The organism is Exiguobacterium sp. SH1S1 (assembly GCF_004337245.1).
GTDB lineage: Bacteria > Bacillota > Bacilli > Exiguobacteriales > Exiguobacteriaceae > Exiguobacterium > Exiguobacterium aurantiacum_A.
Window position 1 is genome coordinate 102,048 of the sequence record NZ_SJUZ01000005.1, and the last position, 26,105, is coordinate 128,152.

At 54.2% G+C, this 26,105-nt stretch carries 26 protein-coding genes and 1 riboswitch; of the genes, 13 read left to right on the forward strand and 13 right to left on the reverse strand.

Features of this window, described 5'->3' with window-relative positions; all coding sequences use genetic code 11:
- Positions 1-44 precede the first annotated feature (44 nt).
- The gene (locus EVJ23_RS10555; protein ID WP_071398830.1) at positions 45-1,355 is read right to left on the reverse strand and encodes a hemolysin family protein; all 1,311 of its coding nucleotides are present in this window, start codon (positions 1,353-1,355) and stop codon (positions 45-47) included.
- 201 nt (positions 1,356-1,556) lie between these two features.
- Between EVJ23_RS10555 and EVJ23_RS10560 the strand changes: the two genes are divergently transcribed.
- The gene (locus EVJ23_RS10560; RefSeq protein ID WP_131465931.1) at positions 1,557-2,354 is read left to right on the forward strand and encodes a glucose 1-dehydrogenase; all 798 of its coding nucleotides are present in this window, start codon (positions 1,557-1,559) and stop codon (positions 2,352-2,354) included.
- Between the two features lie 41 nt (positions 2,355-2,395).
- Here EVJ23_RS10560 and EVJ23_RS10565 read toward each other — a convergent pair whose 3' ends face one another.
- Complete coding sequence (locus tag EVJ23_RS10565; protein WP_131465933.1) at positions 2,396-4,351, reverse strand: ATP-binding protein; 1,956 nt, start codon at positions 4,349-4,351, stop codon at positions 2,396-2,398.
- A gap of 195 nt (positions 4,352-4,546) precedes the next feature.
- On the opposite strand from EVJ23_RS10565, the gene EVJ23_RS10570 reads away from it, so the two are divergent.
- Together EVJ23_RS10570 and EVJ23_RS10575 are read left to right on the forward strand one after the other, a co-directional pair.
- A complete protein-coding gene (locus EVJ23_RS10570; protein ID WP_131465935.1) occupies positions 4,547-4,867 on the forward strand; it encodes a PadR family transcriptional regulator in 321 nt (106 codons plus the stop codon).
- Positions 4,864-5,892 (forward strand): DUF4097 family beta strand repeat-containing protein, encoded by a 1,029-nt coding sequence (locus tag EVJ23_RS10575; RefSeq protein WP_131465937.1) that lies wholly within the window; start codon positions 4,864-4,866, stop codon positions 5,890-5,892. The genes EVJ23_RS10570 and EVJ23_RS10575 overlap by 4 nt, the downstream gene beginning before the upstream one ends.
- Before the next feature lie 41 nt (positions 5,893-5,933).
- On the opposite strand, the gene EVJ23_RS10580 is transcribed toward EVJ23_RS10575, so the two are convergent.
- From EVJ23_RS10580 to EVJ23_RS10595, 4 genes are all read right to left on the reverse strand, one after another.
- On the reverse strand, positions 5,934-6,629 hold the full coding sequence (locus EVJ23_RS10580) for a LutC/YkgG family protein (protein ID WP_071398835.1): 696 nt from the start codon (positions 6,627-6,629) through the stop codon (positions 5,934-5,936).
- The gene (locus tag EVJ23_RS10585; RefSeq protein WP_131466027.1) at positions 6,626-8,029 is read right to left on the reverse strand and encodes a LutB/LldF family L-lactate oxidation iron-sulfur protein; all 1,404 of its coding nucleotides are present in this window, start codon (positions 8,027-8,029) and stop codon (positions 6,626-6,628) included. Before EVJ23_RS10585 ends, EVJ23_RS10580 begins: the two co-directional genes overlap by 4 nt.
- A 2-nt stretch (positions 8,030-8,031) precedes the next feature.
- The gene (locus tag EVJ23_RS10590) at positions 8,032-8,769 is read right to left on the reverse strand and encodes a (Fe-S)-binding protein (RefSeq protein ID WP_070328569.1); all 738 of its coding nucleotides are present in this window, start codon (positions 8,767-8,769) and stop codon (positions 8,032-8,034) included.
- Between the two features lie 238 nt (positions 8,770-9,007).
- The gene (locus EVJ23_RS10595) at positions 9,008-10,297 is read right to left on the reverse strand and encodes an NCS2 family permease (protein ID WP_070328344.1); all 1,290 of its coding nucleotides are present in this window, start codon (positions 10,295-10,297) and stop codon (positions 9,008-9,010) included.
- Between the two features lie 236 nt (positions 10,298-10,533).
- Between EVJ23_RS10595 and EVJ23_RS10600 the strand changes: the two genes are divergently transcribed.
- The 5 genes from EVJ23_RS10600 (at position 10,534) to EVJ23_RS10615 (ending at position 13,348) form a co-directional block, all read left to right on the forward strand.
- The gene (locus EVJ23_RS10600; RefSeq protein WP_131444158.1) at positions 10,534-10,767 is read left to right on the forward strand and encodes a hypothetical protein; all 234 of its coding nucleotides are present in this window, start codon (positions 10,534-10,536) and stop codon (positions 10,765-10,767) included.
- Between the two features lie 11 nt (positions 10,768-10,778).
- Positions 10,779-11,738, forward strand: coding sequence for a LacI family DNA-binding transcriptional regulator (locus tag EVJ23_RS10605; protein ID WP_131465939.1), 960 nt, complete (start codon positions 10,779-10,781; stop codon positions 11,736-11,738).
- Positions 11,739-11,805: 67 nt separating this feature from the next.
- On the forward strand, positions 11,806-12,090 hold the full coding sequence (locus EVJ23_RS10610; RefSeq protein ID WP_016507928.1) for a HesB/YadR/YfhF family protein: 285 nt from the start codon (positions 11,806-11,808) through the stop codon (positions 12,088-12,090).
- Between the two features lie 96 nt (positions 12,091-12,186).
- The gene (locus EVJ23_RS15380; protein ID WP_016507966.1) at positions 12,187-12,321 is read left to right on the forward strand and encodes a hypothetical protein; all 135 of its coding nucleotides are present in this window, start codon (positions 12,187-12,189) and stop codon (positions 12,319-12,321) included.
- 97 nt (positions 12,322-12,418) lie between these two features.
- Positions 12,419-13,348, forward strand: a complete 930-nt coding sequence (locus EVJ23_RS10615) for a manganese-dependent inorganic pyrophosphatase (RefSeq protein WP_131465941.1) — start codon at positions 12,419-12,421, stop codon at positions 13,346-13,348.
- Positions 13,349-13,394: 46 nt separating this feature from the next.
- Here the strand turns inward: EVJ23_RS10615 and EVJ23_RS10620 are convergent, their stop codons facing one another.
- The 3 genes from EVJ23_RS10620 to EVJ23_RS10630 are packed head-to-tail and all read right to left on the reverse strand — an operon-like array spanning position 13,395 to position 16,760.
- A complete protein-coding gene (locus EVJ23_RS10620) occupies positions 13,395-14,516 on the reverse strand; it encodes a DUF418 domain-containing protein (protein WP_131465943.1) in 1,122 nt (373 codons plus the stop codon).
- A gap of 21 nt (positions 14,517-14,537) precedes the next feature.
- Positions 14,538-16,091, reverse strand: a complete 1,554-nt coding sequence (locus EVJ23_RS10625) for an ABC-F family ATP-binding cassette domain-containing protein (RefSeq protein WP_070328340.1) — start codon at positions 16,089-16,091, stop codon at positions 14,538-14,540.
- A 60-nt stretch (positions 16,092-16,151) separates the two neighbouring features.
- Positions 16,152-16,760, reverse strand: coding sequence for an NAD(P)-dependent oxidoreductase (locus tag EVJ23_RS10630; RefSeq protein ID WP_131465945.1), 609 nt, complete (start codon positions 16,758-16,760; stop codon positions 16,152-16,154).
- 132 nt (positions 16,761-16,892) lie between these two features.
- A riboswitch (purine riboswitch) is annotated at positions 16,893-16,994 on the forward strand.
- Positions 16,995-17,072: 78 nt separating this feature from the next.
- On the opposite strand from EVJ23_RS10630, the gene EVJ23_RS10635 reads away from it, so the two are divergent.
- From EVJ23_RS10635 to EVJ23_RS10650, 4 genes are read left to right on the forward strand one after another with little or no spacing between them, the layout of a single operon-like run.
- Positions 17,073-17,654, forward strand: coding sequence for a xanthine phosphoribosyltransferase (locus tag EVJ23_RS10635; protein WP_131465946.1), 582 nt, complete (start codon positions 17,073-17,075; stop codon positions 17,652-17,654).
- Entirely contained in the window at positions 17,651-18,955 is a 1,305-nt protein-coding gene (locus EVJ23_RS10640; protein ID WP_071398846.1) for a nucleobase:cation symporter-2 family protein, read from the forward strand. Before EVJ23_RS10635 ends, EVJ23_RS10640 begins: the two co-directional genes overlap by 4 nt.
- A 33-nt stretch (positions 18,956-18,988) precedes the next feature.
- The gene (locus EVJ23_RS10645) at positions 18,989-19,636 is read left to right on the forward strand and encodes an NAD(P)H-binding protein (protein WP_131465949.1); all 648 of its coding nucleotides are present in this window, start codon (positions 18,989-18,991) and stop codon (positions 19,634-19,636) included.
- A complete protein-coding gene (locus EVJ23_RS10650; RefSeq protein WP_131441701.1) occupies positions 19,633-20,025 on the forward strand; it encodes an RDD family protein in 393 nt (130 codons plus the stop codon). The genes EVJ23_RS10645 and EVJ23_RS10650 overlap by 4 nt, the downstream gene beginning before the upstream one ends.
- Before the next feature lie 25 nt (positions 20,026-20,050).
- Here EVJ23_RS10650 and EVJ23_RS10655 read toward each other — a convergent pair whose 3' ends face one another.
- Complete coding sequence (locus EVJ23_RS10655; RefSeq protein ID WP_071398849.1) at positions 20,051-21,316, reverse strand: purine/pyrimidine permease; 1,266 nt, start codon at positions 21,314-21,316, stop codon at positions 20,051-20,053.
- A gap of 75 nt (positions 21,317-21,391) precedes the next feature.
- Between EVJ23_RS10655 and EVJ23_RS10660 the strand changes: the two genes are divergently transcribed.
- Positions 21,392-22,096 carry an alpha/beta hydrolase gene (locus EVJ23_RS10660; protein ID WP_131465951.1) on the forward strand — a complete coding sequence of 235 codons (705 nt, stop codon included), beginning with the start codon at positions 21,392-21,394 and terminating at the stop codon, positions 22,094-22,096.
- A gap of 32 nt (positions 22,097-22,128) precedes the next feature.
- Here EVJ23_RS10660 and EVJ23_RS10665 read toward each other — a convergent pair whose 3' ends face one another.
- The 3 genes from EVJ23_RS10665 to EVJ23_RS10675 form a co-directional block, all read right to left on the reverse strand.
- Positions 22,129-23,334 (reverse strand): MFS transporter, encoded by a 1,206-nt coding sequence (locus EVJ23_RS10665; protein ID WP_131465953.1) that lies wholly within the window; start codon positions 23,332-23,334, stop codon positions 22,129-22,131.
- A gap of 91 nt (positions 23,335-23,425) precedes the next feature.
- Entirely contained in the window at positions 23,426-24,217 is a 792-nt protein-coding gene (locus EVJ23_RS10670) for an endonuclease/exonuclease/phosphatase family protein (protein WP_070328331.1), read from the reverse strand.
- Positions 24,218-24,269: 52 nt separating this feature from the next.
- Positions 24,270-25,898 (reverse strand): PTS transporter subunit IIBC, encoded by a 1,629-nt coding sequence (locus EVJ23_RS10675; protein ID WP_131465955.1) that lies wholly within the window; start codon positions 25,896-25,898, stop codon positions 24,270-24,272.
- Positions 25,899-26,105: the final 207 nt, after the last annotated feature.

Below are 26,105 nucleotides of genomic sequence, written 5' to 3' on the forward strand. Positions count from 1 at the left end.
CGAAAAGCCCTCCCTAATGTTCAAGGGAGGGCAGTCAAAGACACTCAGTCCATTTCGGCTCGAAGCTGATCTTTATGCGCAAGAATCAAGTCGACGAAGACGATGCGGTGATTGTCGATCTCGCGGACGATCAGTTCGTGCTCACCTGGCAGGACGAAACGTTCGCCGGTGCGTGCATTCGCTTTTTGCGAGAGGACGAAACCACCAATCGTATCGACGTCATCCTCGATCTCAATGCCGAAGCGCTCTTCGATCTCTTGCGTGAGCACGAGACCAGACAAGCGATAATGGCCTGGATTGACTTCAGTGATCTCGGCTTGTTCGTCCCGGTCGAACTCGTCGCGAATCTCACCGACGATCTCTTCAAGGATGTCTTCGATCGTGAGCAGGCCGGCGGTGCCGCCGTACTCATCGATGACGAGACACATCATCGTCCGTGCGTTCTGCATTTTCACCATCGCTTCTTGGAGCGGTGTGAATTCCGTGACGAGCGGTAACTGATGGATAAACGATTCAAGCGGGGCGTCACTCTTGACGAGTTGGGCCGTGAACACTTGTTTGGCGTTAATAAAACCGAGCACGTCATCGCGGTCACCGTCTCGTGTGACCGGATAGCGCGTATATTGATGCTCTTGGACGGTCGCGATAATCGTCTCGATCGAGTCTTCTTCATCGATCGTCACCATATTCATCCGCGGCACCATCGCATCTTTTGCAACACGTTCATCAAACGAGAAGATATTTTGAACGTAAGCGAGTTCGTTCTCGTTGATTTCGCCACTTCGAAAACTCTCCGTCATGATAATTTTGAGTTCTTCTTCCGAGTGCGCCGTCTCTTGCGCCGTCGTCTTGACACCGAACAAGCGGAGCGTGAGCCGGGCCATACTGTTGAGCACCCGGATGAACGGATACAACAGCTTCGTGAAGAAGTAGAGCGGCCGGGCGACGAGCAGCGTCAATTTCTCGGCTTCATGTACGGCGAGCGTCTTCGGGACAAGTTCGCCGATGACGACGTGTAAAAAGGCGATGAGCAAAAAGGCGATTAAGAACGACAGGAATGTAGAAACCGACGGCGAGACGCTCAAGCGGTCGACGAGCGGTTGAATCATTCCTTCGATTTGATCGGCACCGATCCAACCAAGGCCGAGCGCGGCGAGCGTGATGCCGAACTGCGAGGCGGATAGCGAGTCATCGAGGTTCTCGATCACTTTTTTAGCGACGGACGCTCGTGAGTTTCCTTCTAGAACGAGTTGGTCGAGCCGTGCGCTCCGGACTTTGACGATTGAAAATTCGGCCGCCACGAAAAAGGCGGTCATGAAGATGAGAAAGGCGACGATCAATAAACTGAGTAACATGGGACTGTCCAAAAATTCCCCAAAAAATCGGGGATTCACCTCCATAAGAATAAGTTTGTACGTTTTTCAGGCGAGTCCTGAAAACGAATAGTTTGTTTCAGTATAGTAGATTTCCCATAAATATTCAAAAGACAGCCCGAAAGGTTTCATGAAGAGGGGAATACGGGAACTACAAACCGAGAAGACGAAAGGGGAAACGACATGGCAAACTATCCAGAACTTCAAGGGAAAGTCGCAGTAATCACAGGTAGTTCAAAAGGAATCGGGCGAGCGGTGGCCGAACGCTACGCGAAAGAAGGCGTCAACGTCGTCTTAAATTACAGAAGCAGTGAAGACGAGATGAAGGAAGTTATCCGCGGCATCGAGGCGACCGGAGGTAAAGCCGTCGCTGTCCAAGGTGACGTCGCCGAAGAAGGGCTCGCTGAGAAGATGATCGAAAAAGCAGTGTCTGAATTTGGACAGATGGACATTTTCGTCAACAACGCCGGTGTCCAAGTCGAAGCGAAAACGCACGAGATGGAGCTCGACAACTGGAAGAAAATTATCGATACGAACCTGACCGGGACGTTCCTCGGGGTACGGGCCGCGCTCAAGTATTTCGTCGAACATGACTTGAAAGGGAATATCATCAACATGTCCTCGGTACACGAGGTGATCCCGCGCCCGGGCTATACGCATTACGCAGCGAGTAAAGGCGGGGTCAAGATGTTCACGAAGTCGGTCGCGCTCGAATATGCGCCGAATCAGATTCGGGTCAACGCCATCGCTCCTGGTGCGATCGACACACCGATCAACGAAGAGACGATGCAAGATCCGGAAGAGAAGACAGGGCTCGAAGCGCTCATCCCGACCCATAAGATCGGGCGACCTGAACAGATTGCTGCGGTGGCAGCGTGGCTCGCGTCAGACGAATCGTCTTACGTCACGGGCACGACCATCTTTGCTGACGGTGGTTTGTCGCTCTATCCGGCATTCGGTCCAGAAAACAAAGTTCAATAACATAAGGGATGGCTCGCCCGAGGCGAGTCATCCCTTATTGTTTAGCCGCTCATTTGATCTTCCTCGATATATTTCGGCAAGACGATCGTGAACGTCGATCCGAGACCGACACGTGAGTCGACCCGGATCGTCCCATCATGCCCTTCGACAATCTCTTTACAGATGGCAAGACCGAGTCCGGTGCCACCGATCTTCCGGCTGGCCGAATTGTCGACGCGATAAAACTTGTCGAACAGTTTCGGGAGCGCTGAAGTCGGAATTCCGATGCCAGAGTCCGTGACGGAAATTTCGACGCCGTCCGACTGGTCATTCGTGACGGACACCGCAACTTTTCCGCCGTTCGGTGAATATTTGATCGCGTTATGGAGCAGGTTCGTGAACAGCTGGCTGAGCCGGTTCCGGTCCCCGTACACGAGGATGTCGTTATCACATTCAAACGATAAGTCGTGGTGTTGACTCGCGCCTTGATGGACGGCAATCGTTTCTGCCAAAATATCGTACAAGCTTTCGGGCTCGTTTTGATACGTCTGTTTACCTGACTCCATCCGCTGAACATCGAGTAAGTTGGAGATTAAATCCTCGAGACGGAGCGTCTCTTGATGAATCATCCCTAAATATTGATCGGTCCGTTCAGCCGGCATCGTCCGGTAGCGCATAAGTTCGGTAAACCCGATGATGCTCGTGAGTGGAGTGCGCAATTCATGAGACACCGTCGCGACGAGTTCTGTCTTCAAGCGGTCGACCTCGGTTTCTTGCGTCACGTCCCGGAAGACGAGCATCGTACCATGGCGTGTGCCGCGCAAATGAATCTTTTCGGCGTACATTTGGATGAACCGTTCTTCTTGATTCATTGAGAACGTCACGCTCTCTTCCATCGCTTCACCGTCGAACGCTCGGCGCATGAACGAGAAGAACGAGTCTTTTTGATCGACTTGGAGACCGAGTTCTTCAAGGTCGGCATCAAGCCGATAAAGGTCCGTCTCGTTTTGCTTCGTGATGGCCTGATTGAACATGACGAAGAGCGCCTGGTTGGCGAGTTTCTCATGCGTCGTATGTTCGACATAAATGACGGCGTCACGGATTGAGTGCAAGAGCCGCGCGGTCTTCTCACGCTCTTCTTCGACTTGATAACGTTGCGACGACAGCGACGACGCCATTTGACGGAACGATTCGGTCAGTTGCCCGACCTCGTTCCGAGTCGATACCAAAACAGGGATGGGTATGACTCGGTCGTCGGTGAGCCGTTCGCTGTTCGTGATCAACTCTTGCAGTTGATCGGTCAACCGTTTTACGTAAGGCCGAACCGCAATGAAGAGGACGAACAGTACCGCGAGTAGTGACAGGAGCCAAAGCACTTGCGCCCATTTCGTATGGGTGGCGAGCTGTGCACGGAGTTGGTTTTCTTCCGCGTTCAATACGTTGCGGTATTCGGTGAACACCGTCTCCATGTCGACGATGCTCGCGCTCATGTCAGCCGCGCTCTTCGCATTGATCTTGAACTTCCGATCGGCCTGAGCTTCGGTTTGAGGCGTCACTTTCCCGAGCGTCGGCATTTGCAGGAACGGCTCGGTGACCGTACCTTCCCGTTTCGCAACGACGTAACGCTCGAGGCTCGGCATGACGCGTTGTTGATAGGCTGAGAATAACGCTCGGGCATCCCCCGCATACGTCTGTTCTTTTTCTGTGACCGCGTTCGTTTCGAACCAGGCGGTCTGTGTCTCGATCAAGACTTGTTTCTCTTTGACGCGGGCAAGTAACTCCTCGTCACCGAGGAGGACGTAACCGCGCATCTCATATTGCATCGACTGCCATGTCTCGAAGAGCTCGGTCGCATTCGTGCGACGTTCGCTGACGTTCTCGAGCGATGAAGTCGTCTCTTCGATTCGATTTTCCGTATATACGTATACGGCGAGTGAGGTGAGGAGGATCAGTCCAATGAATAAATAGAAGACGAATAAAAACTGCCTTCCGATCCGCTCGTCAATCCAAGCTTTCATAGGGACCGTTCCTTCCTGGAACTACATACATTCCGGCTGTGACAATTATTTTACTACGAGTGTCGTTCCCCTATTGTACAGATTTCTGCAGCGATATACCACTTATCGAGATGCAGTAAACACGTTAACTAATATCTATTGAATAGTAGTGAATGATATGCTATTGTTTAATGAATAGTAGAGGAGGCGAATCGATTGAACCCTCAATTTAAAAAAGGGGTCTTAAACTTGTGTGTACTTGCACTCGTCGAGACGAATGACCGTTACGGTTATGAGCTCGTCCAAGCAATCTCGGCAAGAGTTGCCATCTCGGAAGGGGCGGTCTATCCGCTCCTCAGGCGACTCACGTCGGAAGGCTACTTCACGACGTATTTGAAGGAGTCGGTAGAAGGACCGCCACGGAAGTACTACGCCATCACGGAGCAAGGGAAGGTCCATCTAGACGAATTGCGAGCGGAATGGGAATCATTCACGACCGGAGTCAACGAATTGATCAAAAGGGGAGACGACAAATGACAGAAGAGCAGTATTTAACTGAACTCGAACGGTTGCTCATGGGGATCAGCATCATCGATCGGGTCGATATTTTGCGGGACGTTGCGGAATACTTTGCGAGCGGGCGACTCGATGGGAAAAGTGACGAAGCGATGGCCGAGGAGCTCGGGACACCGAACATGCTCGCCTCAGAACTGCTCGTGTCGGTCGATTCGATTGCGGCGGAGCCGATTGCGCCGCCTGCCATCGTCCAGAGCCCAAACGTGGCGTTTCAACACGTCTCGATTCGCGTTCAAAATGCGCACGTGAACGTTGTACCGTCCGCGGACGGCTATGCCTACGCGACACTAGAAGATGAGACCGAACATGGCGTCAAGATGGATATCGTCAACGACACGCTCGAGGTGCGGATCGAGTCGGAACGCCGCTTCGGACTGTCCGACTTGTTCTCGTGGTTCGGGACGAAAACACCGGTGTTGCATGTCGAGTTGCCGCGTCACACGTATGAGTCGGTCCGTCTGAACAATCGGCACGGCTCGAGTGACGTCCGTGAGGTGCGAGCTGCTTTGATTGAGGTCGAGAGCGAGAACGGTCGCATCAACGCGAGTGAGGTCCGGGCCGGTCACGGGACGTTGCGCTCGTCAAACGGGAACGTCTGCCTGACGATGAGCGCGGGCCAAGACTTTGACGTTCAAACATCGAACGGTCGAGTCGAAGTGAGAGATTCTGTCATTGAACGTCTCACTCTGCAATCGTCAAACGGTCGGCTCGACATCGTCGACGTGGACGGCGCAATCGAGGCGAAGTCGTCAAACGGACGTATCGATTGTGTGATTGATGCGATTGAACATCCGCTTCGATTGAAGACGACGAACGGAAAAATCGAACTGCGTCTGAAGCAAGAGCCGAGCGACACCGTCATCCGCGCCAAGACGAGAAACGGCCAACTTGACATATTTGGGCATCGGACGAACGAGCGGACGTTCGGGGACGGTGCGCTTGAAGTCAAACTGACGAGCACGAACGGCAGCATCACCGTCGAATAAAGAATAAACGAAAAAACTCGCCGTCGTGGCGAGTCTTTTCGTTAGAGATCATGTACGAGAACGTAGGCGACACGGACCGGTCCGTGGACACCGACGATCAAGTTCATCTCAATATCGGCCGAGTTTGACGGGCCCGAGATGAAGTTGACGCCTTGCGGTGAGGCGAGCTCGCCGTTGCGATCGAGTTCGGCCAGTTGTTTCGCGGCTTGCGTCATCCGGGGCACGAGCACCGATTTCGGGATGATGGCGATGTGATCTTGTGGCAACAAGCTGATCGTCCGCGATTTTCCGGGGGCCGCGTATTGGACGATGGTCGCACTTTCAGCGAGTGCTTGGTCGGCAATCGTGATCCCAACGTCAGCTTTTACGGCAAGGGCGCGGCTGTCATCAGGACGCGCGGCATCCCACCAGTCGAACGACAGGCTCGTTTCGGGTGCCCATTCCTTAATGCGTGCATCGTCCTCAGCGATAATCGTCTTGCCGTCGTATCGTTCGAGGAGAAGACGGAGCGTGTCATCGAGATGAGTCGACTCACATTCGACGACGTCGGTATGAATGCGCGTCGCGACCATACGGAACGTCTCGAGGAGTTCCTCTGTTGAAGCGTCTTTCAACACCTCGTCTTGCGGACGGTGCTTGTATACTCGTTTCGGAGGCGTCAAATCGACGTCGCGTCCGAGTTGTCCCGCGATCCGCTTTAAAAAGTCTTCACGGTTGGTGATCGTTCCTGGATTCATTGTGCATTCCCCCGTTTCTTAAACCAGTCGCGGACCGTCTGTTTGGCCGGCTGCGGCAAGTCTTTCGAGTCGGTCCAAGCCGGTAAGCCTTTGTCGATTTGCCCCGCTGTCGCAAGCGGGGACGACGCGAACGGCGCGATCTGTTCGGCCGCCTCGAACAAGAACGGGCTCGATGACGTGACGGCGAAGCCTTTCATGGCGATGCGTTCGACGAACGGTGATTTTTTCTTGTCTTCGACGATGACGCGGCGATGCTCGATCAACAGTTCATGGAGCGGGATTTTGACCGGACACGCTTCCGTACAGGCACCACAAAGGCTTGACGCATACGGCAGTTCTTTATAGTTCTCGTAACCGTCGAGCAGCGGGGCGAGCACGGCGCCGATCGGTCCCGGATAAATCGAGCCGTAGGCGTGGCCGCCGATATGGCGATAGACAGGGCAGACGTTGATACATGCCGCGCAACGGATACATTGGAGCACGGACTGGAACTGAGTCCCGAGAATGCCGGACCGCTTGTTGTCGACGATGACGAGATGGAATTCTTCCGGGCCGTCGACTTCACCGACGCTTTTCGTGCCGGCGAACGTCGTGATATATGACGTGAGCCGTTGACCGACCGCGCTCCGGCACAACATGTTGACGAGCACTTCGAACTCTTCGTAAGACGGGACGACCCGCTCCATCCCCATGACCGAGATGACGGTGTTCGGGAGTGACGTGACCATCCGCCCGTTACCTTCGTTCGTGACGAGACCGACGGCGCCGCTCTCGGCGATGGCGAAGTTACAACCGGTGATGCCGACCTCTGCTTTCAAGAAGTCTTTGCGCAGCTCACGGCGCGCGTAGCGGCCGAGCTCGGTCGGGTCGTTCGTTCCGTCGTAGCCATGGGTCGTGAACGTCTTGTGGACATCGTTCCGGTCTTTGTGGAGCGCCGGTGCGACGATGTGCGACGGTGGGTCGTTGTCGAGCTGAAGGATCCATTCCCCGAGATCCGACTCGACGACCGTACACCCTTCTTCGTGAAGCGCCTCGTTCAACCCGATCTCCTCGGTCACCATCGACTTCGATTTGACGACGTGTTTGGCGTCTTTTGCGCGCACGACTTCGCGGATATAGCGGTTCGCTTCTTCCGGCGTCTCGGCGAAGAAGACGTTGCCGCCCCGCTTCGAGATATTCTCACTCAACTGGTGTAAGTAGTAATCGAGATGCTCGAGCACGTGCTGGCGAATCTCTTCCGAATGGTCGCGGAACGCTTCCCAATCCCCGAGTTCCCCGGCCGCGTTCAAACGTCCGTCGCGCAGGCGATTTTGCGCCGAGCTGACGGCTTGGCGCATGAACGGGTTATCGATCCCGTCTTTCCGCCGATCTTGAAACTTCTCATCTAACCGAATCCCCATGCTCATGCTTGTTTCACCCCTTCGTTCAACACTTCCGCGATATGCATCACCTTGATCGGATGCCCTTGTTTATGCAGGCGCCCCCCGATGTTCATCAAACAAGACGCATCAGCGCCGATCAACACGTCGGCCCCTGATTTTAAAATCGACTCGACTTTCTCGTCGACCATCTGTACCGACACGTCCGGCATCTTGACCGAGAACGTCCCGCCGAAGCCGCAACAGTTATGTACCCCTTCGAGTGGGACCATCGTCAACCCATCAACGTTTTTCAACAACTGTCCCGGTGCCGCCTCGATCCCGAGCAGGCGCGTCATATGGCACGAGGCGTGATACGTCGCTTTCGCCGGGAATTTCGCCCCGACGTCTGTCACTTCGAGCACGTCGACGATGAACTGCGTCAGTTCGAACGTCTTCGCCGCATGGGCTTCAGCCCGCTCTTTCCAGACAGGATCGTCTTTGAACAAGTGCGGATAGTCGCGCATCATCATGACACACGAGCCGGACGGTCCGACGATATAGTCGGCGTCCGCTTTCTCGAACGTCTCAATCATGTGTTTGGCAATCTTTTTCGTCTCTTCATGGTAGCCGCTGTTATAGGCCGGTTGACCGCAGCACGTCTGCTCGAACGGGAAGCTGACGTCACAACCGAGATGTTCTAATAGTTCGACCGTCGCTTGTCCTACCGATGGGAATAACGTATCGGAGAGACAAGTGACGAACAACGCCACGTTTGGCATGTCCATTCCTTCTTTCCTGATTTTAGTCAAATTCGAAAACGGTTTCACAGTTATTATTCCATAACAAATGAGCACAAAACAGAAAAATGGAATCATTTTCTCAAAAAAATGTAAAATACTGTCTAATTGAGAACTAAATGATAATGAATACATATTCATGAAGAAACTGCTATACGACAGTGATTCCCTGATTAATAACAGAAAAACCCTCGTCGGGAACGAGGGTTAAAGTAAAGTATTATAGGAAAAACATTTCCAAAATAAACAATCCGGCGAACAAGTAGATGAGCGGGTGGACCGTCTCTTTGTTCATCGCCTTGAAGATCGGGTAGAGGATGAAGCCGAAGGCGATCCCACGTTCGATACTGCCTGAGAGCGGCATGATGAGGATCGTCATGAACGCCGGGAAGTATTCACTGAAATCTGTCCAATCGATATAGCGGACGTTCGTCAGCATGAGTGCGCCGACGATGATGAGGGCCGGCGCCGTGATGGCGGCGACACCTGAGATCGCACCGATGAGCGGACTAAAGAACAACGTGAGACCGAACAAGCCGGCGACGACGGCTGTCGTCAGTCCGGTCCGTCCACCTTGGGCGACACCTGCGGCCGACTCGATGTAGGCCGTCGATGGACTCGTTCCGACGAGTGAGCCCCCCATCGTTGCGAGTGAATCAGCGAACAAGGCCCGGTGCCCGTTCTCGATCGTCCCGTCTTCTTTCAACAAACCGGCTTGCTTGCCGACACCGACGAGCGTTCCCGTCGTGTCGAACAACGTGACGAGGAAGAACGACAATACGGCCCCGAATAAGCCATATTGGATGACGTCAGAGAAAGCGGTGAGCGGGTTGACCATCAACCCTTCCGGTAGCGTCGGCATCGCCGTCACGCCTTCGATTTTCAATAGACCCATGAAGTAGGCCGCGATACCTGTGAGCACCATCCCGATAAGAAGGGAACCCGGGACGTTACGTGAGAACAGAAGCGCCGAGACGATCAGCCCACCGAGGACGAGCAAGACGCTCGGTGACGACAACTCCCCGAGACGGACGAGGTTCGCTTCATCCGCGACGATGAGTCCAGACAGCTTCAAGCCGAGCGAAGCGATGAACAACCCGATACCGGTCGTGATGGCGTGCTTCAATGAAGCGGGGATCGCTTGAATCAGTTTCGTCCGGATCGGTGACAGCGACAAGATCAGGAAGAAGACCGACGAGACGAAGACGACGCCGAGCGCGGCTTCGGGTGCAATCTGTTGTTGCGCGACGAGTGTATAGGCGAAGAAGGCGTTCAAGCCCATCCCAGGTGCGACCGCGATCGGCAGGTTGGCATAGAACGCCATCAATCCGGTTCCGATCAAGATGGCGATGATGGTCGCCGTGAACGCCTGGGCGAACGGAATGCCTGCGTCGGATAAAATCGCCGGGTTGACGACCGAGATGTAGGCCATCGTGACGAACGTCGTGATGCCGGCCATCACTTCTTGTTTAACGTTCGTTCCGTGTTGCTGTAAACGGAATAAGTTCATTAGAAAGACTCCTTATAAGTAGTAATTTCCGAACATTAACTGTCCGGTAAAGTGGAATACACGTTATCAACTTGTTGACTATACGAAATCGAATCGACATCGTCAATGATTTCGAGTTAAAAAACTAAAAAATTTCTCATTTTAGCGTTTAATGTTCGGAATTAGAGATTATTACTAAAGTGCTTGCTCTGAAACGCGTTTCAGAATGTACGGTAGAGTCAAAGGAGGGAAGCCTGATGAATCCGACGACGTGGAAGGCTTGGTGTAGCGGGATCGTCTATGAACTGGTCATCAATCAATTGTACACACCGTTCGGACGCATGTTGTGCGCCCAGTTTCAAGATGAGTTTCTTCATTTATCCGTCGAAGAGCGGTTTCGTCTCGCCCAAGCGATTCGGCGACAAGTGATGGCAAGAGATGACAGTCGGTCAGTAGAATGGGTACACTATATGGAAAGACTGACAGATTGAGGTGAGGCGGGATGGCGAACATTCGAGATATCGCGAAACAAGCGGACGTGTCGGTGACGACGGTCTCGCGGGTGATTAATGAACATCCATACGTTTCAAAAGAAAAGCGACAGCGTGTCCATGCGGCGATGGCAGAGCTTGGCTATTTACGGAATCAGCAGGCGCTGACGCTGTCGACTGGGCGCACGCAGCGATTCGTCGTCGTGTTGCCGTATATGGACCATCCGTACTACGGACTGTTCGTCAACGGACTCGCGAAAGCGGCGCTCGTGAAAGGGTATCGTCTCGTCATGTGGCAGACCGAGTACAAGCTTGATCAAGAGCGGCAAGCACTCGACTTACTGAAGCATCGTGAGGTCGATGGGGCAATTCTGTTGTCGCATGCGATGTCGTTCGAAGAATTGGAGACGTACCGTAGTTTCGGCCCGATCTCGGTCGCGACGGTCGGTGCGCCTGAGACGATTTCCTCGGTCCATGTCGACCATTACGCGGCGTTCGTCGCCGGATTGCATGTGTTAACGCAAGCCGGCTATGCGGATATCGGTATCGTCTTATCGCGGCAGTCTAGTCCGAGCTCAATCGCGCGTCAGCGGGCCTACTTCGATGAAGTGGCGTCCGCGCGTGAGCGATGGGTATGGACCGGTTACTTGACGAGTGAAGACGGGATCCGCTTAGCGGCAGAGTTCCTTCAACGAAAAGAGCGTCCCCGCGCGCTCTTTTTGTCGTCCGATTACGTCGCGCTCGGTTTTTTAGGGGAGATGCACCGGCGTGGCGTCCGCATACCGGAAGACGTCGCCATCCTCGGGTTTGACGGCCACCCAATCAGCCAGGCGTTCGGTTTATCGACGATGCACGCGCCGCATGAAGAAATCGGTCGCGCCTTGTTCGACGTGACGTTCGATGGGATGGACGGCGGTGCGGTTAGGGCGCAAAGTCTGACCGTCACGTATCTTTCGGGCACGACACTCTAGGCAACTTCCTCGCTCGCTTTTTGAGAAACGATTAGAATGAAGACAGAAGTCGAGAGGAGGATGTTACATGAAAATCAACGTGACGGAAGAAGCACTCCAATTTTTTAAAGACGAAATGGAAGTCGAGGCGGGACAGACGGTTCGTCTGTTCGCTAAATACGGGGGTTCGACTGATTTGACGCACGGGTTCTCGGTCGGTGTCATCACAGAAGAGATTGATAACGCCGTCGTCGAGACGAACGCAGATGGAATTCGTTTCGTCGTCGCCGAGCAGGACGAATGGTTGTTCCAAGGACAAGACGTCAACGTCGAGATCCGCGGGGATGAAGTCGTGTTCGTCCAAGCTGACTGACATGACAGTTTGTTTACGGATGTGAGACATCCGTTTGACCGCGTCAACCTCGGGGAACAGTCTACGACAAGACTCAGTACCGAAAGGATGAGACAGATGTCAGACAAAGACAAACGTGAACAAGAAGAACAAGAGAAGTTGAACCGGGACCAACCGGATATCTCGCACGAAGAAGATTCAAAAGGTGATCATTCGGACCTCGAAGAGACAGACGAAGACGAACAATCGTGAAGAGCCGAGTCTAGGCTCTTTTTGTTTTGGAATTGAAAGAATGGGGATTGACGGTATAATGGATAAGGGAAAACTACAACAGTGAGGAGAATGCATCATGAGTACAGTACTTGTCTTCGGACATAAAAATCCAGATACGGATACAATCTGTTCGGCGCTCGCTTACGCTGAACTGAAAAAGAAATTAGGCATGGACGCCGAGGCGGTCCGTCTCGGTGAGGTGAACGGGGAGACGCAATACGCGCTCGACCACTTCCGTGTCAAGGCGCCGCGCCTCGTCGAACGTGTATCGGACGAAACGAGCTCGGTCATCTTGGTCGACCATAACGAGTTCCAACAAAGTGCGCCCGACATTGCTGACGTACGCATTTTAGAAGTCGTCGATCACCACCGTATCGCTAACTTCCAAACGGCAGACGCACTCTACTACCGGGCGGAGCCGGTTGGCTGCACGGCGACGATCTTGCTCAAGCTGTACAAAGAACACGGTGTCGAAATCGCATCTGACATGGCCGGATTGATGCTATCGGCGATCATCTCGGACTCGCTCTTGTTCAAGTCACCGACATGCACGGACGAGGATGTCAAAGCAGCGAAAGAGCTTGCAGACATCGCCGGAACTGACGTCGAGGCGTACGGTCTCGAAATGTTGAAAGCAGGAGCCGACTTGAGCCAGAAGACGGTGCCTGAACTCATCTCGCTCGACGCGAAAGAGTTCGCGATGGGCGACTACCGCATTGAGATCGCCCAAGTGAACACGGTTGACGCGAACGACGTGTTGAGCCGTAAAAGTGAAGTCGAGGCGGCGATGGCTAAGACGATTGCTGACAAACAGCTCGACTTGTTCGTCTTCGCCATCACGAACATCTTGACGAATGATTCAGAAGCACTCGTTGTCGGTGCGAAGCATGATTTGTTCGAACAAGCGTTCAACGTCGAACTGTTAGACGGCCTTGCGACACTTCCTGGCGTCGTATCACGTAAAAAACAAATCGTTCCTGTGTTGACAGCAGCGGCGACGAACTAAGAAATGAGAAAGGCTCGAAGCGAGATGCTTCGAGCCTTTCTGCATGCTATGATACTTTCTTCTGAATCCCGTACGTCCCGATCCGCCATAACTTCTCGAACGGTCCGTAGCGATGCGATTTGAGCCACCACATCGAGAAGAACGTTTGGGCAATCAAAATCGCGATGCTCAAGAACAATCCTTCAGTGAGCGACAGACGTCCGTAATACCCGAGCGCGATGACGGGAAGGACGACGACGAGCGTGTGCGTCAAGTAGTTCGTCAGCGCCATCCGGCCGAGCGCCTGGAGCGGACGGAATGTGAGTCCTTTCCGGACGGCGACGGTGAACAGACAGACGTACGTCGTCGCGAGCAGTTTTCCGGAGATGAGGACGGCTGTTAGGTTCGTCCAGTAGTAATCGCCGCCGCCGTAACGATGCCAAAGGATGACCCCGAAAAACGGCAAGGCGAGAACACTGCAAATGATGGCCGTCCGCGTCAATCCTTGAAGCGTCCATGTGAGCAGCTTCCGCTCACGCCCGATATAGAGACCGAATAAGAATAGGCAAAAGATTTCAATCCCGACAAGCAGAGAGTTTGAGATCGCGCTAAAGATCTCGACGTCGAGCCGGTAATCGAACCAAGCACCAAAACCGGCGTTATACGCGGTCGGGAACGGATAGCCGGGATTGAAATACCCCGTCGTCCACTCCATCAAGACAGATGAGCCATAGAACAAGAGAAAACTCCCGATCAACAAACTCCACGCCCACGTCAAAATCGCGCGGTTGCTCAATCCATAAAACAAGGGGAGCAACAACCCCCACATCGCATACGTATGTAAGATGTCACCCGACCAGATGGCCAGGTGAGCAAGTCCGAACAAGAAAAGGATGACGATGCGTCGGACATAGCGGCTCGCCGAGTCCCCGCGCGCGTACGAACGCTCGAGAAAAATCGAGAAGCCGATGCCGAACAGTAAAGAGAAAATTGTATAGAACTTCGTCTGGATGAACAAGTCGAACAGTGTCCTTACGACGAGGTCACTGCCTTCATACATCGGTTTACCGAAGATCCAGTCGCTCCCGAGCATGCTCGGGATGTTGACGAGGAAGATGCCGCACAGGGCAAACCCTCGAATGATGTCATAGAGAACGATGCGTTCGTTCAATTGGATTGGGCCTGTCATGCGACACTTCCTCTACACGTTTTAGAATACTTTTGTCGTCCACGATTCGCAGTTCCAGACGTCGGTGACGATGTCTTGGTAGAACTCCGGTTCGTGACTGATGAGCAAGATGCTGCCTTTATACTCTTTCAACGCACGCTTCAACTCTTCTTTCGCGTCGACGTCCAAGTGGTTCGTCGGCTCATCGAAAAGAAGTAAGTTTGACTCGTTGTTTTGGAGCTTACAGAGGCGGACTTTCGCCTTCTCGCCACCACTGAGGACGGCAATTTTACTTTCGATATGTTTCGTCATGAGACCACACTTCGCGAGCATGGCCCGGACTTGTTGCTGGTTGAGCGACGGGAACTCGCTCCAGATCTCTTCGATACACGTGTTGTTGCTGACGGCCGCTTCTTGTTCGAAGTAGCCGATCTCTAAGAACTCGCCGCGTTCGACCGTTCCTTCAAGTGGGTTGATCAAGCCGAGCAGACTCTTCAAGAGTGTCGTCTTCCCGATTCCGTTCGCGCCGACGAGGGCGATCTTCTGACCGCGCTCCATCTGCAAGTCGAGCGGACGTGAGAGCGGCTCATCGTAACCGATGACGAGACCTTTTGCGTCAAAGATGAGACGGCCTGACGTGCGCGCCTGCAAGAAACGGAACTCTGGCTTCGGACGTTCCGCGCTCAGCTCGATGACGTCCATCTTGTCGAGTTTCTTTTGACGTGACATCGCCATGTTTCGTGTCGAGACGCGGGCCTTGTTACGGGCGACGAAGTCTTTCAAATCAGCGATTTCCGCTTGTTGGCGTTTATAAGCCGACTCAAGCTGCGACCGTTTCATCTCGTACACTTCCATAAACTTGTCGTAGTCGCCGACGTAACGCGACAAATCTTGGTTCTCCATATGGTAGACCAAGTTGATGACGCTGTTTAAGAACGGGATATCATGCGAGATCAAGATGAACGCATTGTCGTAGTTCTGGAGGTAACGCTTCAACCACTCGATATGGATCTCATCCAAATAGTTGGTCGGCTCATCGAGGAGGAGGATGTCCGGCTTCTCAAGGAGTAGCTTCGCGAGCAACACTTTTGTCCGTTGTCCACCTGACAGGTCAGCGACATCGCGGTCGAGACCGACGTCTAAAATACCGAGTCCGCGGGCGACTTCTTCGACTTTCGCATCGATGATATAAAAGTCGTTCGAATCGAGCGTCTCTTGCAGTTCGCCGACTTCAGCGAGCATGTCGTCCATCTGTTCAGGTGACGCGTCGCCCATTTCCATGTAGAGTTCGCCGATGCGTGTCTCCATGTCGATCAAGTATTGGAACGCGCTTTTCAACACGTCACGAATCGTCATCCCGCGTGCGAGGACGGCGTGCTGGTCGAGGTAACCGACGCGGACGTTTTTCGCCCACTCGATTTTCCCTTCATCCGGTTGCAGTTTGCGCGTGATGATGTTCATGAACGTCGATTTTCCTTCACCGTTTGCTCCGATGAGGCCGATGTGTTCACCTTTTAATAGACGGAAAGACACGTCATTTAAAATGGCGCGGTCACCGAAACCGTGGCTCAAGTTTTGTACTGTTAATATACTCATAATTCGTATTCGTTCCCTTCAAAGTTGACTATCCGATATTGTAGCATGGATTCAAAAAAATTAGTACGCCAGTCCGATCGACTGCCGGACGAAACTGTTCTCTTCGACCGTGTTCAACATGAACTGGGCGACGTCAGCGCGTGAAATCTGTTTACCGTCGGCAGGGATCCCGTCGATGTCCGTCCGGTACACCGATGTTCGCGGACCGTCCGTCAGTTGCATCGGCCGCACGATCGTGTAGTCGAACGACGAGTTGCGCCACAGGTCGACCGCGGCCCGGTGGTCGCGAAGCGGCTTCCGGAGCATGAACGTCACGACCGTTCCGGCGATCCCGGGAATCTCTTTGTCAATCCCGGCAGACGCGAGGTACAGAATGCGCGTCACATCGTTCGCTTTCATGGCGGGGACGAGTGCATCGGTCACGCTGGCCAAGAAATCGGCGTCACTCAAATCGGTCCCGAGACAGCTGATGACGGCGTCGTGCCCTTTGAGCGCGTCGGTCAACGCCGAACTGTCCGAGACGTCGCCTTCTATGATCTCGAGCTGTGGGGTCGGGATGAGTTTTTTCTGTTCGCGCACGAAGGCGGTCACATGATGGCCGTGCTCGATCGCTTGATCGACAAACTGATGACCGGTCCGGCCGGTGGCACCAAGAACGAATAGCTTCATAATGGATGTGGCTCCTCTCGTTTTTCCAGTATCTTCAGTATACAGCAGTTTCAGAAAAATCGGACTTTTAGCAGTCTTTTCATAAACGGGTTGCAATTTCTACAATCTCGTCTACAATAAACTTTATCTTATATAACTAAAAAGATTCGCACTCGTATATCCGTGAGAATATGGCTCACAAGTCTCTACCGAACCACCGTAAATGGTTCGACTACGGGTGACGCTTGTCGTGTGCATTCTTTGTGTTTTCATGCGGTTCGTCGTCCCCGGGTAGGGGTGACGAATCGCATTTTTTTATTGGAGGGAAACACAATGAAGCAGTTAGAAGACAAAATTAGAGACGAAGGCCGTGCCTTGTCGGACCAAGTATTGAAAGTCGATGCGTTCCTGAACCACCAAGTCGATCCTGAATTGATGCAGGCGATCGGTCGTGAATTCGCAGACCGATTCCGTGATGACCAGATCGACCGAATCGTCACACTCGAATCGAGCGGGATCGCCCCGGCGATGATGACGGCGCTCGAGCTCGGCATCCCGTTCGTGTTCGCCCGCAAACGAAAATCACTCACGCTCCAAGACGACCTCGTCGAAGCGGACGTCTATTCGTTCACGAAACAAGAGACGAACCGCATCAGCTTGAGCCGTCGTTTCGTCCAACCGGATGAGCGTATCCTCGTCATCGATGACTTCCTCGCGAACGGGGAAGCGGCGCTCGGTTTGACGCAGCTCGTCGAGTCGGCCGGTGCGACCGTCGCGGGTGTCGGCATCGTCATCGAGAAGTCGTTCCAGCCAGGACGGGAAAAACTGATCGACAAAGGGTATCGTGTCGAATCACTCGCCCGTATCGCCAAACTTGGAGCAGATAGCATCTCATTCGTAGAGGTGGTCCGATGAACACGTTCAAAACGGCCAGTCTCGGGTTCCAACATCTGCTCGCGATGTACACAGGCGCGGCCATCGTCCCGCTTATCGTCGGTGGGGCCATCGGGCTCGGACCGACTGAGCTCGCGTATCTCGTCGCCATCGATTTGTTCATGTGCGGCGTCGCGACATTGCTTCAAGTATGGACGACCCGCTTCACCGGTGTTGGGCTACCGGTCGTGCTCGGTTGTACGTTCACAGCGGTCGGTCCGATGATCGCCATCGGCAGTTCGAGCGGTATTACAGCGATTTATGGGGCGTTGATTGCGAGCGGTGTCATCGTCATCTTGATTTCAGGCTTCGTCGGCAAACTGGCCCGATTCTTCCCGCCGGTCGTCCTTGGTTCGGTCGTGACGATCATCGGCCTCTCGCTCATCCCGGTCGCCATCAATGATATCGGCGGCGGGACACCGGGTGAGCCTGGTTTCGCTTCGATGCAAAACTTGGCGCTCGGCGGATTGACGATCGGTTTGATTCTCGTCTTGAACCGAGTCGGTACCGTCTTCAGTCGGGCGGCAGCGGTCTTGTTCGCCGTCTTGATCGGTACCGGTGTCGCCGCGTTCCTCGGTCTCGTCGATTTCAGCCCGGTCCGTGAGGCCGGCTGGTTCCAAATGGTGCAGCCGTTCTACTTCGGGGTGCCGACGTTTGACGTGTCGGCCATTCTCGTCATGACGCTCGTCGCCATCATCTCGATGATCGAATCGACCGGTGTGTTCTTGGCATTGAGTGACATCACGAAAAAACCGATCGGATCGAACGAATTGACGAAAGGGTACCGAGCCGAAGGTGTGGCGACGATCCTCGGCGGGATCTTCAACAGCTTCCCGTACACGACGTTCAGTCAAAACGTCGGACTCGTCCAGCTGTCGGGTGTCAAATCACGTCGTGTCATCTTTTGGACGAGCGGACTTTTGATCTTGCTCGGCTTCTTGCCGAAAGTCGCGACGTTCACGACGCTCATCCCGAAACCGGTGCTCGGTGGGGCGATGCTCGTCATGTTCGGAACGGTCGCCGCGTCGGGGATTCGCATCCTTAGCCAAGTCGATTTTGCGAAAAACGAGAACTTGATCACGATCGCGCTCTCGATCGGCATCGGGCTCGGCATCACGGCCAACCCAGGTATTGTCGCCAATATGCCGGAATCGATTCAACTGTTCACGGATAGCGCCATCGTTGCCGGCTCATTCACAGCCCTGTTCTTGAACGGTTTCTTCCGTCTCGTCGATCGGTTCAGTCCCGACGAGGTCGTTGCCGATGAACGGCAAGTCAGCTAGACTGAAAGGAGTACGTAACAAGGGGGAACTAGGATGGGAAAAACAGCACTCGTTGTCGGCGCGACCGGTTTGATCGGACGCGAGCTCGTCGAGCAGTTGCTCGAACAAGAACGGTATGACGCGGTATGGATCGTCGTCCGCCGATCGAAACGTTGGAGTCACCCGAAATTACATGAAATTGTCGGCTTTGAGAAGATGGATGAGACGTTGCCTCACATTGACGATGTGTACTGTGCACTCGGTACGACGATTGCCGTCGCCGGATCGCAGCAGGCGTTCAAACATGTCGACCTCGAGTTACCGCTCGAAGTCGCGCGTGTCGCGAAACAGCACGGCGCCACACGTTACGCTGTCGTCTCGGCACAAGGTGCGTCATTGCGCTCGCCGTTCTTCTACAACCGAGTGAAAGGTGAACTTGAGAACGGGCTCAAAGTGTTCGGGTTCGAGCACTTGATTATCGCTCGCCCGTCGCTCTTACTCGGCGACCGCGAGTCGTTCCGGCTCGGTGAGAAAGCGGCTGAAGTCGTCAGCCGCCCATTCCAACCGCTGTTGCTCGAAAAAGTGCCAAACGCGGCCCCAATCCAAGCGTTACATGTGGCCCGAGCCTTGATCATGGCGGCAGAAGAAGGACAAGGCACGGAAGTGTTGACGTCTGGAATGATGCAGGGAATGAGCCAATGAAGCGAGTGACGAGTAAACGCACGAAAGCCGTCATGATTGACGGTGTCATTGCCGGGTTACTAAGTTTCGGTGTCGAACAGCTCGTTCGGAAGAAAGTGAAGAGCGAGTTCGTCCACACCGTCATCACACCGACACTCGTCTCGTATGCGATCGAGGCGTGCCAGATGAGCCGCGGTGGTCAAACGATCGGCTACAAGCTGCTTGGTCTCGAACTGAAGAACGATGACGGGACACCGGTCACGGCCGAGCAAGCGTTCAAGCGTGCCCTCCATCGGGACACGTTGACGGTTGCGGCTTACTTCAAGGACCGCGAACACTTCGAGGCGGAAGACGGTGCCGTCTTGCCGCACGACAAAGCTTTCCATATGCACGTAACCGAAAAGAACTGACCTCAGGCGCGAGGTCAGTTCTTTTTTAGTCGTGGATTCGGCTTAGGATGGCGGTCGTCAAGGCGACGACCGTCCCGAGGACGAGACCGTTCGAGAACACGGTCGCAAGGAGCGGCGGTAAATCATTCATCGCTCCAGGCGGGAGCAACATCGCCCCGGCCCCGATGACGAGCGGCAGGCCGACCGTGAGCGACGCCGTCTTTTGGTTCAACTCGAACGCGGCCTCGTTAATCCCGATGATGATCATCGTCGCGATGAGCGGGGTGACGATGGCGTACCCGACCGCGGCCGGGATGCTTGCGATGAGCGACACGAACGGTCCGATTAAAGCGAGCACCATCATTAAGCCGTGAGCGACGAGGTGAGGGGCACGGTGTACGCTCTCCGTTGACGATAAGAAACCGGCTGTCCCAGAGATCGCGACCGGTCCAGGCGTTCCAAACAAACCAGCGACCATCTGACTGACGCCGCTGACGACGCCGGACGCGGCGACGTTGCCTTCGACTTGTTGTTTCGTCCGTGAACTGACGATGCGCTCAATCAATTTAATGTTCGCGAGCACGTTTGTCATGAGTAGAAGTGTGATGACGAAAGCGGTCGGAAGTAAGTTCCAATCCCATACCCAAGCCCCGAACGGGAACAGCTCGGGAACGAGGAAGAACGAGTCCGAACGAACGATTGGGTTGCCGAGACCGAGCAGGTTGAACAATCCGAATCCGACGAAAAGCGTCATGACGAGACCGTATTGTTTGAAGCGGCTCCGCTCGAGCGTGAGTGCGAATAAGACGAGCCCGGCTGTCGCGACGGCTTGCACGATATTGATGCCGTCCTCGCTCACACCGAAACCGCCTTTAATGACGGCACCGGATAATTGCAGGACGAGCAAAATCATATAGACACCGAGCACTTGAGGCGTGAATAGCGACAACATGCGCCGTAGCAGTCCGGTCACGGTCATGACCACGCCGAGCACACCGCTCAAGAACAGCATGAAGCCGAGCGCTTGGAGCGTCTCTTGCCCGCTACCGTAAAGGGCAGGGCCGATCGAGGCATAAAGTGTGAACACACCCCACCAAATGCCGGCCGGTCCTTCTAAGATCGGCAGACGGTGACCGAACAGCGTCTGGATGATACTGAACAGTGCGAAGATGAACAGCGAGCGCGAGATGAACGTCATCGTCTCGGCCGGCGACAGTTCAAATAGGGCGGCGATGGCGAGCGGTGGTACAATATTGGTAGCTAAAATAAAAATAAACCACTGAATCGTCGTGGTTACAGAACTTTTCGTCATGGTGTCCCCCTGGTATTTCCCTTTTTTACTATTAGTGTACCGTGACGACGAAGTGGATGCAAATGGAGGTATATAATGAAGAGAAAACTGAAGTGGATCGGGCTGTCGTTGCTTGCCGTCATCCTTGTCGCCGTGATCGGCTTCGTCGTTTGGACGCAACTGACGTACGGACCGACGGATGAAGCGCTTGGCTATGCGGCCGAAGCCGAACAAGTCGACAACCGACTAGAGTTCGGTGACCCGGCGAGCGAGGTCGGTGTTATCCTGTATCCGGGTGCAAAAGTCGATAAAGAGGCGTATGCCTATTACGGGACCAGATTGGCGGAAGCAGGGCACTTTGTCGCCATCCCGTCGCTGCGCTTGAACCTCGGCATCTTAGATATCGATGCAGCGGAAACAATCATCGAGGCATATCCCGATATCGAGCGCTGGTACGTCGCCGGTCATTCGCTCGGCGGTTCGGCCGCCTCGGGCTATGCGCTCGAAAACGAAGATAAAGTCGACGGGGTCATCTTCCTCGCCTCGTATCCGATCAGCTCGATGACGGATAGCGACTTGCGCGTCTTGTCGATCTCGGGTGAATTGGATGGTCTGGCGACACCGGCCGATATCGAGGCGAGCCGTGACAGCGTGCCGAGTGACGCCACGTTCCATCAGATCGAAGGTGGCAATCATGCCAACTTTGGGATGTACGGGCCGCAAGACGGGGATAACGACAGCCCGCTCAGCGCGAAACAGCAACTTGATGAGACGATCGATCAAATCGTAGATTGGCTCTAAAAAAACAGCGTGCCCGGGTTCGGGCACGCTGTTTAGCGTTGGTCGAGACGATGACTGAGTGACGTCAAAGCCGCGGTCAGTAAGGCGACGGCGCCACCGACGAGGGCGAGCATCATGACCGGTGCGTTCGCATAGACGAGACCACCAAGAGCAGACCCCATGCCTATGCCGACGTTGCTCGCGACAGGCATGAGTGACGAGGCCAGACCTTTGGCGTCTGGGTTGAACTTCTCGGCCAAATCGATCAAATAAATTTGCGTCGACGTCGTGAGCAGAATCGCCATGAACGACATGAGGGCGATGTTGATGAGACCGAGCGTCACGTTCGACGTCGTCACATAAAGCGCCGCGAGCACGACCGCTTGGATGAGAAAGACGAACCGGAGCCGACCGATCGGGTTATGGCTCGCGATTTTCCCGGCCGCCATGTTGCTGAAGATCGAGATGAAACCGTAGGCGAGCAGGATCGGACTGATCCATGCGACCGGAACGCCGAGCACGCCTTTTAAGATCGGGACGAGATACGTATAGACGACGTACGTCGCACCGAATCCAAGAGCCGGGATGAAGAAGGCGATCAAAATACGCGGATTCGTCAAGAGCCGGAGCTGGTCAGAGATCGATGTCTTCGCGCTCGATAACTGGTTGGGGACGACGCGGTAGACCGCGAATAAGGCGACGACACCGAGTGCGGTCGTCATGAAGAACGTCGCTTCCCAGCCCGCGCGTTGCCCGATGAAAGTCCCGAGCGGAACACCGAACACGTTCGCCATCGTGAAGCCGCCGAAGATGAACGAGACGGCGATGCCGCGCTTCGTCGGCGGTACCGATTCACTGGCGACAAGCATGGCGAGCGAGATGAGCACACCGGTCACGACCGCGGTCACCATGCGTGTCGATAGCAGAAGACCGTAGTTCGGTGCTTGGCTACTCAAGAAATTGAGCACGATGAAGCCGAGCGTGAGTCCGAGCATAAGTCGTCGTTTCGGCATATGGCTCGTGAACGACATCATGAGCGGGGTGCCGATGGCAAAGCTGATGGCGAAGGCGGACACGAGCGTCCCGGCGGTGGCAATCGAGATGGTCAGTCCATCCGCGATATCGGGTAAAATTCCGACAATGACGAACTCACTCGTGCCGAGCACGAACGTGAGCAACGCCAGTGATAAGATGAGCGTCCAGTCGTTGCGACTGAGCGATGGGGTGGTCGTCAAGATGTAATCACTTCTTTCGTTCAAAGGTTGTTAGACATCAGTCGTTTCCAACCATACAGGATTTTTTGGCAAAGCAAAACCCCTTTCTCTCCAGTTCAGAAAGAAAGGGGTTGTCTCATCGCCAAAACGCGGTCGCTTCGACACCGGCATGGTCTGACACGATTGGTCCGTTGTCGCCGTCAAAGACGACGGCGTGACGCGAAACGTGGATCGGGGCGTTCGTCAACATCAAGTCGATGCGAAGCGCCTGCTTGTTCTCGTCCCAACCGGCGATTTTTCCTTGGACGGTCGCATCGCCTTCACGCTCAGCCGCGAGAAAGAACAAGTCTTGAAGACCGTGGTCGATCAAATAGTCGTAGCCTTCACCGCGCAGAAACGCGTCGTTGTTGAAGTCGCCGAGCAGGAGAGCCCGGTCGTCATCTTCGACGCGGCGAAGCAGTTCATCGAGCTGGTGACGAGCCGGTTCGTCCGCATCATGCCACCAACCGAGATGGCACGAGTAGACGGCCGTCGGTTCGTCAGTGCCACTGACGACGGCTTTGACGATTTTTCTAGACTTGTAATCGTTCGGGTCGGTCGTTTGGGAGACAAAGAACGACTCGGTCGAGACGAACGGTGTCCGCGATAAGATCGCGACGCCTTCTTCGTAGATGTCATATCCGTAATGGGCGAAATCCCATGTCATGTAATAGGCGACCCCTTGCTCACGGAGTTTTTCAACGAGGACGTGGGCAAAGTTGTTTTCACGGATGAGACCGTCAATCAGCGGCGCTTCTTTATGTTGGTTCACTTCTTGGAGCGCGATGATGTCATACTCCTCGCTCGCGATCCGTTCTACGATTGAGTCGATTTTCTCTTGTTGCCGATCTTCTAACCAGGCGTGACAGTTGAGCGTCAAAATATTCACAGTAGTCCTCCTTTAGAAAAAACAGGCCAACTCGCACGAGCTGGCCTGTTGATTATGCACCGATGACGTCTTGAATGTCAGACTTCAACACGTCGGCTTTCGGGCCGTAGATTGCTTGGACACCGCGGTCTTTCAAGATAAGACCCATGGCGCCGTTCTTTTTCCATTCGCGCTCTTCTGAGACGAGCGACATATCTTTCACTGTGACACGAAGACGTGTCATGCAGGCATCGACGTCCTCGATGTTATCTTCCCCACCGAGTAGCGCGATAATCCCCATGACCTGCTCGTTGCCGGTCACCGTCGATTGCTCTGTCGCTTCTTCCATATAGTTGCCGTTACGTCCAGGCGTCGGCAAGTTCATCTTCTTGATGAAGAAGTTGAACACCCCGAAGTTGATGAAGAAGAACGCAGCCGAGACGAGGAAGAAGTTGATCAAGTCTTGCAGGAGTCCGGCTTTGATGATCATCGGGATCCGCGTCAATAGCTCGATCGCACCGAACGCGTGGACACGAAGGTCGATAATGTCCGCCAAGGCGAAGGCGGCACCGGCCATGAGTGCATACATGACGTAAAGGACTGGAGCGACGAACATGAACATGAACTCGATCGGCTCAGTGACACCCGTCAAGAAGACGGCGAGACCGGCCGAGAGGAACATCGGCTTGTACTGGGCTTTCTTGTCCTCATCGACGTTACGGTACATCGCATAAGCGGCACCGATGAGTGCGGCGAACGACAAGATGACTTGACCGACTTTGAAACGGGCCGGTACGACGTCAGCGAGCAGCGTGTTATAAGCAGCCGTATCCCCAGCGGCGCGAAGGTTGACGAGGTCCGTCACCCAAGCTAACCAAAGCGGATCTTGACCGGCGACGACTGAACCAGCTGTCGCGCCTGTTAAAATCGTGTACGTGCCACCGAGCTCCGTGTAGTTCATCGGAACGGTGAGCATGTGGTGGAGACCGAACGGTAACAACAGACGTTCGAGCGCACCGTAGATGAACGGCGCGAGGACCGGTGCCGTGTCACGTGACGTGGCAATCCATTGGCCGAAGCTGTTGAGTGCCCCTTGAATCGTTGGCCAGATGATCGACAGCGCGATCGCCGCGACGACCGAACCGAGGATGACGACGAACGGGACGAACCGTTTCCCGTTGAAGAACGACAAGGCGTTCGGCAATTTACTGAAATTATAGAACCGGTTATAAAGAGCACCACCGAGGAAACCGGCGATGATCCCGACGAACACACCCATGTTCAGGGCAGGTGAACCGAGGACTGATGTGAAGTAGTCAGCGACGACGAGGTCGGCCCCAAAGAGGGATTGGACTGTCGCTTCCGGGTCTTGGAGCATGGCACCGTTGACGTTAAAGATGGCGCCTGTGACACGGTTGATCAAAATAAAGGCGATCAGTGCGGCGAACGCACCGCCGGCCTTGTCTTTCGCCCACGAGCCACCGATGGCGACCGCGAACAAGATATGTAAGTTGACGATGATGCCCCAACCTAAGTCTTCGATGATGCGTGCCGTCGTGAGCAAGATGCTGACGTCTCCGGCTGACATGCCGATCAATTTACCGATCGAGATCATGAGTCCTGCTGCCGGCATAACGGCGATAACGACCATCAAGGCCTTACCGAGTTTTTGCCAAAAATCAAATGAGATGAGCTGTTTCATGCTATACGCTTCCTTCCTGTTAGGAACTTTTTCTCTGTTAAGAACGATCGCCAATGCAATCGCTTGCATTAATGATTGTAATCGATTGCATAAATTTGTGCAACCGGTTTCCTAAAATTTATAAATTTTCAAGGAAGGATGAAAATACGCTGTTTTACGACGTCGCTTGTCAGTCGAAACGAATCCCGCTAAAATACTAGAGGTTGA

What these genes read in the sequence shown, in the direction of transcription:
- EVJ23_RS10655 (WP_071398849.1), bottom strand. Translation starts at nt 21,316, where the DNA reads ATGACGAAAAGTTCTGTAACCACGACGATTCAGTGGTTTATTTTTATT.
- EVJ23_RS10560 (WP_131465931.1), top strand. Translation starts at nt 1,557, where the DNA reads ATGGCAAACTATCCAGAACTTCAAGGGAAAGTCGCAGTAATCACAGGT.
- EVJ23_RS10590 (WP_070328569.1), bottom strand. Translation starts at nt 8,769, where the DNA reads ATGCCAAACGTGGCGTTGTTCGTCACTTGTCTCTCCGATACGTTATTC.
- EVJ23_RS10600 (WP_131444158.1), top strand. Translation starts at nt 10,534, where the DNA reads ATGAATCCGACGACGTGGAAGGCTTGGTGTAGCGGGATCGTCTATGAA.
- EVJ23_RS10585 (WP_131466027.1), bottom strand. Translation starts at nt 8,029, where the DNA reads ATGGGGATTCGGTTAGATGAGAAGTTTCAAGATCGGCGGAAAGACGGG.
- EVJ23_RS10640 (WP_071398846.1), top strand. Translation starts at nt 17,651, where the DNA reads ATGAACACGTTCAAAACGGCCAGTCTCGGGTTCCAACATCTGCTCGCG.
- EVJ23_RS15380 (WP_016507966.1), top strand. Translation starts at nt 12,187, where the DNA reads ATGTCAGACAAAGACAAACGTGAACAAGAAGAACAAGAGAAGTTGAAC.
- EVJ23_RS10605 (WP_131465939.1), top strand. Translation starts at nt 10,779, where the DNA reads ATGGCGAACATTCGAGATATCGCGAAACAAGCGGACGTGTCGGTGACG.
- EVJ23_RS10615 (WP_131465941.1), top strand. Translation starts at nt 12,419, where the DNA reads ATGAGTACAGTACTTGTCTTCGGACATAAAAATCCAGATACGGATACA.
- EVJ23_RS10580 (WP_071398835.1), bottom strand. Translation starts at nt 6,629, where the DNA reads ATGAATCCAGGAACGATCACCAACCGTGAAGACTTTTTAAAGCGGATC.
- EVJ23_RS10575 (WP_131465937.1), top strand. Translation starts at nt 4,864, where the DNA reads ATGACAGAAGAGCAGTATTTAACTGAACTCGAACGGTTGCTCATGGGG.
- EVJ23_RS10635 (WP_131465946.1), top strand. Translation starts at nt 17,073, where the DNA reads ATGAAGCAGTTAGAAGACAAAATTAGAGACGAAGGCCGTGCCTTGTCG.
- EVJ23_RS10620 (WP_131465943.1), bottom strand. Translation starts at nt 14,516, where the DNA reads ATGACAGGCCCAATCCAATTGAACGAACGCATCGTTCTCTATGACATC.
- EVJ23_RS10675 (WP_131465955.1), bottom strand. Translation starts at nt 25,898, where the DNA reads ATGAAACAGCTCATCTCATTTGATTTTTGGCAAAAACTCGGTAAGGCC.
- EVJ23_RS10650 (WP_131441701.1), top strand. Translation starts at nt 19,633, where the DNA reads ATGAAGCGAGTGACGAGTAAACGCACGAAAGCCGTCATGATTGACGGT.
- EVJ23_RS10660 (WP_131465951.1), top strand. Translation starts at nt 21,392, where the DNA reads ATGAAGAGAAAACTGAAGTGGATCGGGCTGTCGTTGCTTGCCGTCATC.
- EVJ23_RS10610 (WP_016507928.1), top strand. Translation starts at nt 11,806, where the DNA reads ATGAAAATCAACGTGACGGAAGAAGCACTCCAATTTTTTAAAGACGAA.
- EVJ23_RS10625 (WP_070328340.1), bottom strand. Translation starts at nt 16,091, where the DNA reads ATGAGTATATTAACAGTACAAAACTTGAGCCACGGTTTCGGTGACCGC.
- EVJ23_RS10595 (WP_070328344.1), bottom strand. Translation starts at nt 10,297, where the DNA reads ATGAACTTATTCCGTTTACAGCAACACGGAACGAACGTTAAACAAGAA.
- EVJ23_RS10645 (WP_131465949.1), top strand. Translation starts at nt 18,989, where the DNA reads ATGGGAAAAACAGCACTCGTTGTCGGCGCGACCGGTTTGATCGGACGC.
- EVJ23_RS10555 (WP_071398830.1), bottom strand. Translation starts at nt 1,355, where the DNA reads ATGTTACTCAGTTTATTGATCGTCGCCTTTCTCATCTTCATGACCGCC.
- EVJ23_RS10630 (WP_131465945.1), bottom strand. Translation starts at nt 16,760, where the DNA reads ATGAAGCTATTCGTTCTTGGTGCCACCGGCCGGACCGGTCATCAGTTT.
- EVJ23_RS10565 (WP_131465933.1), bottom strand. Translation starts at nt 4,351, where the DNA reads ATGAAAGCTTGGATTGACGAGCGGATCGGAAGGCAGTTTTTATTCGTC.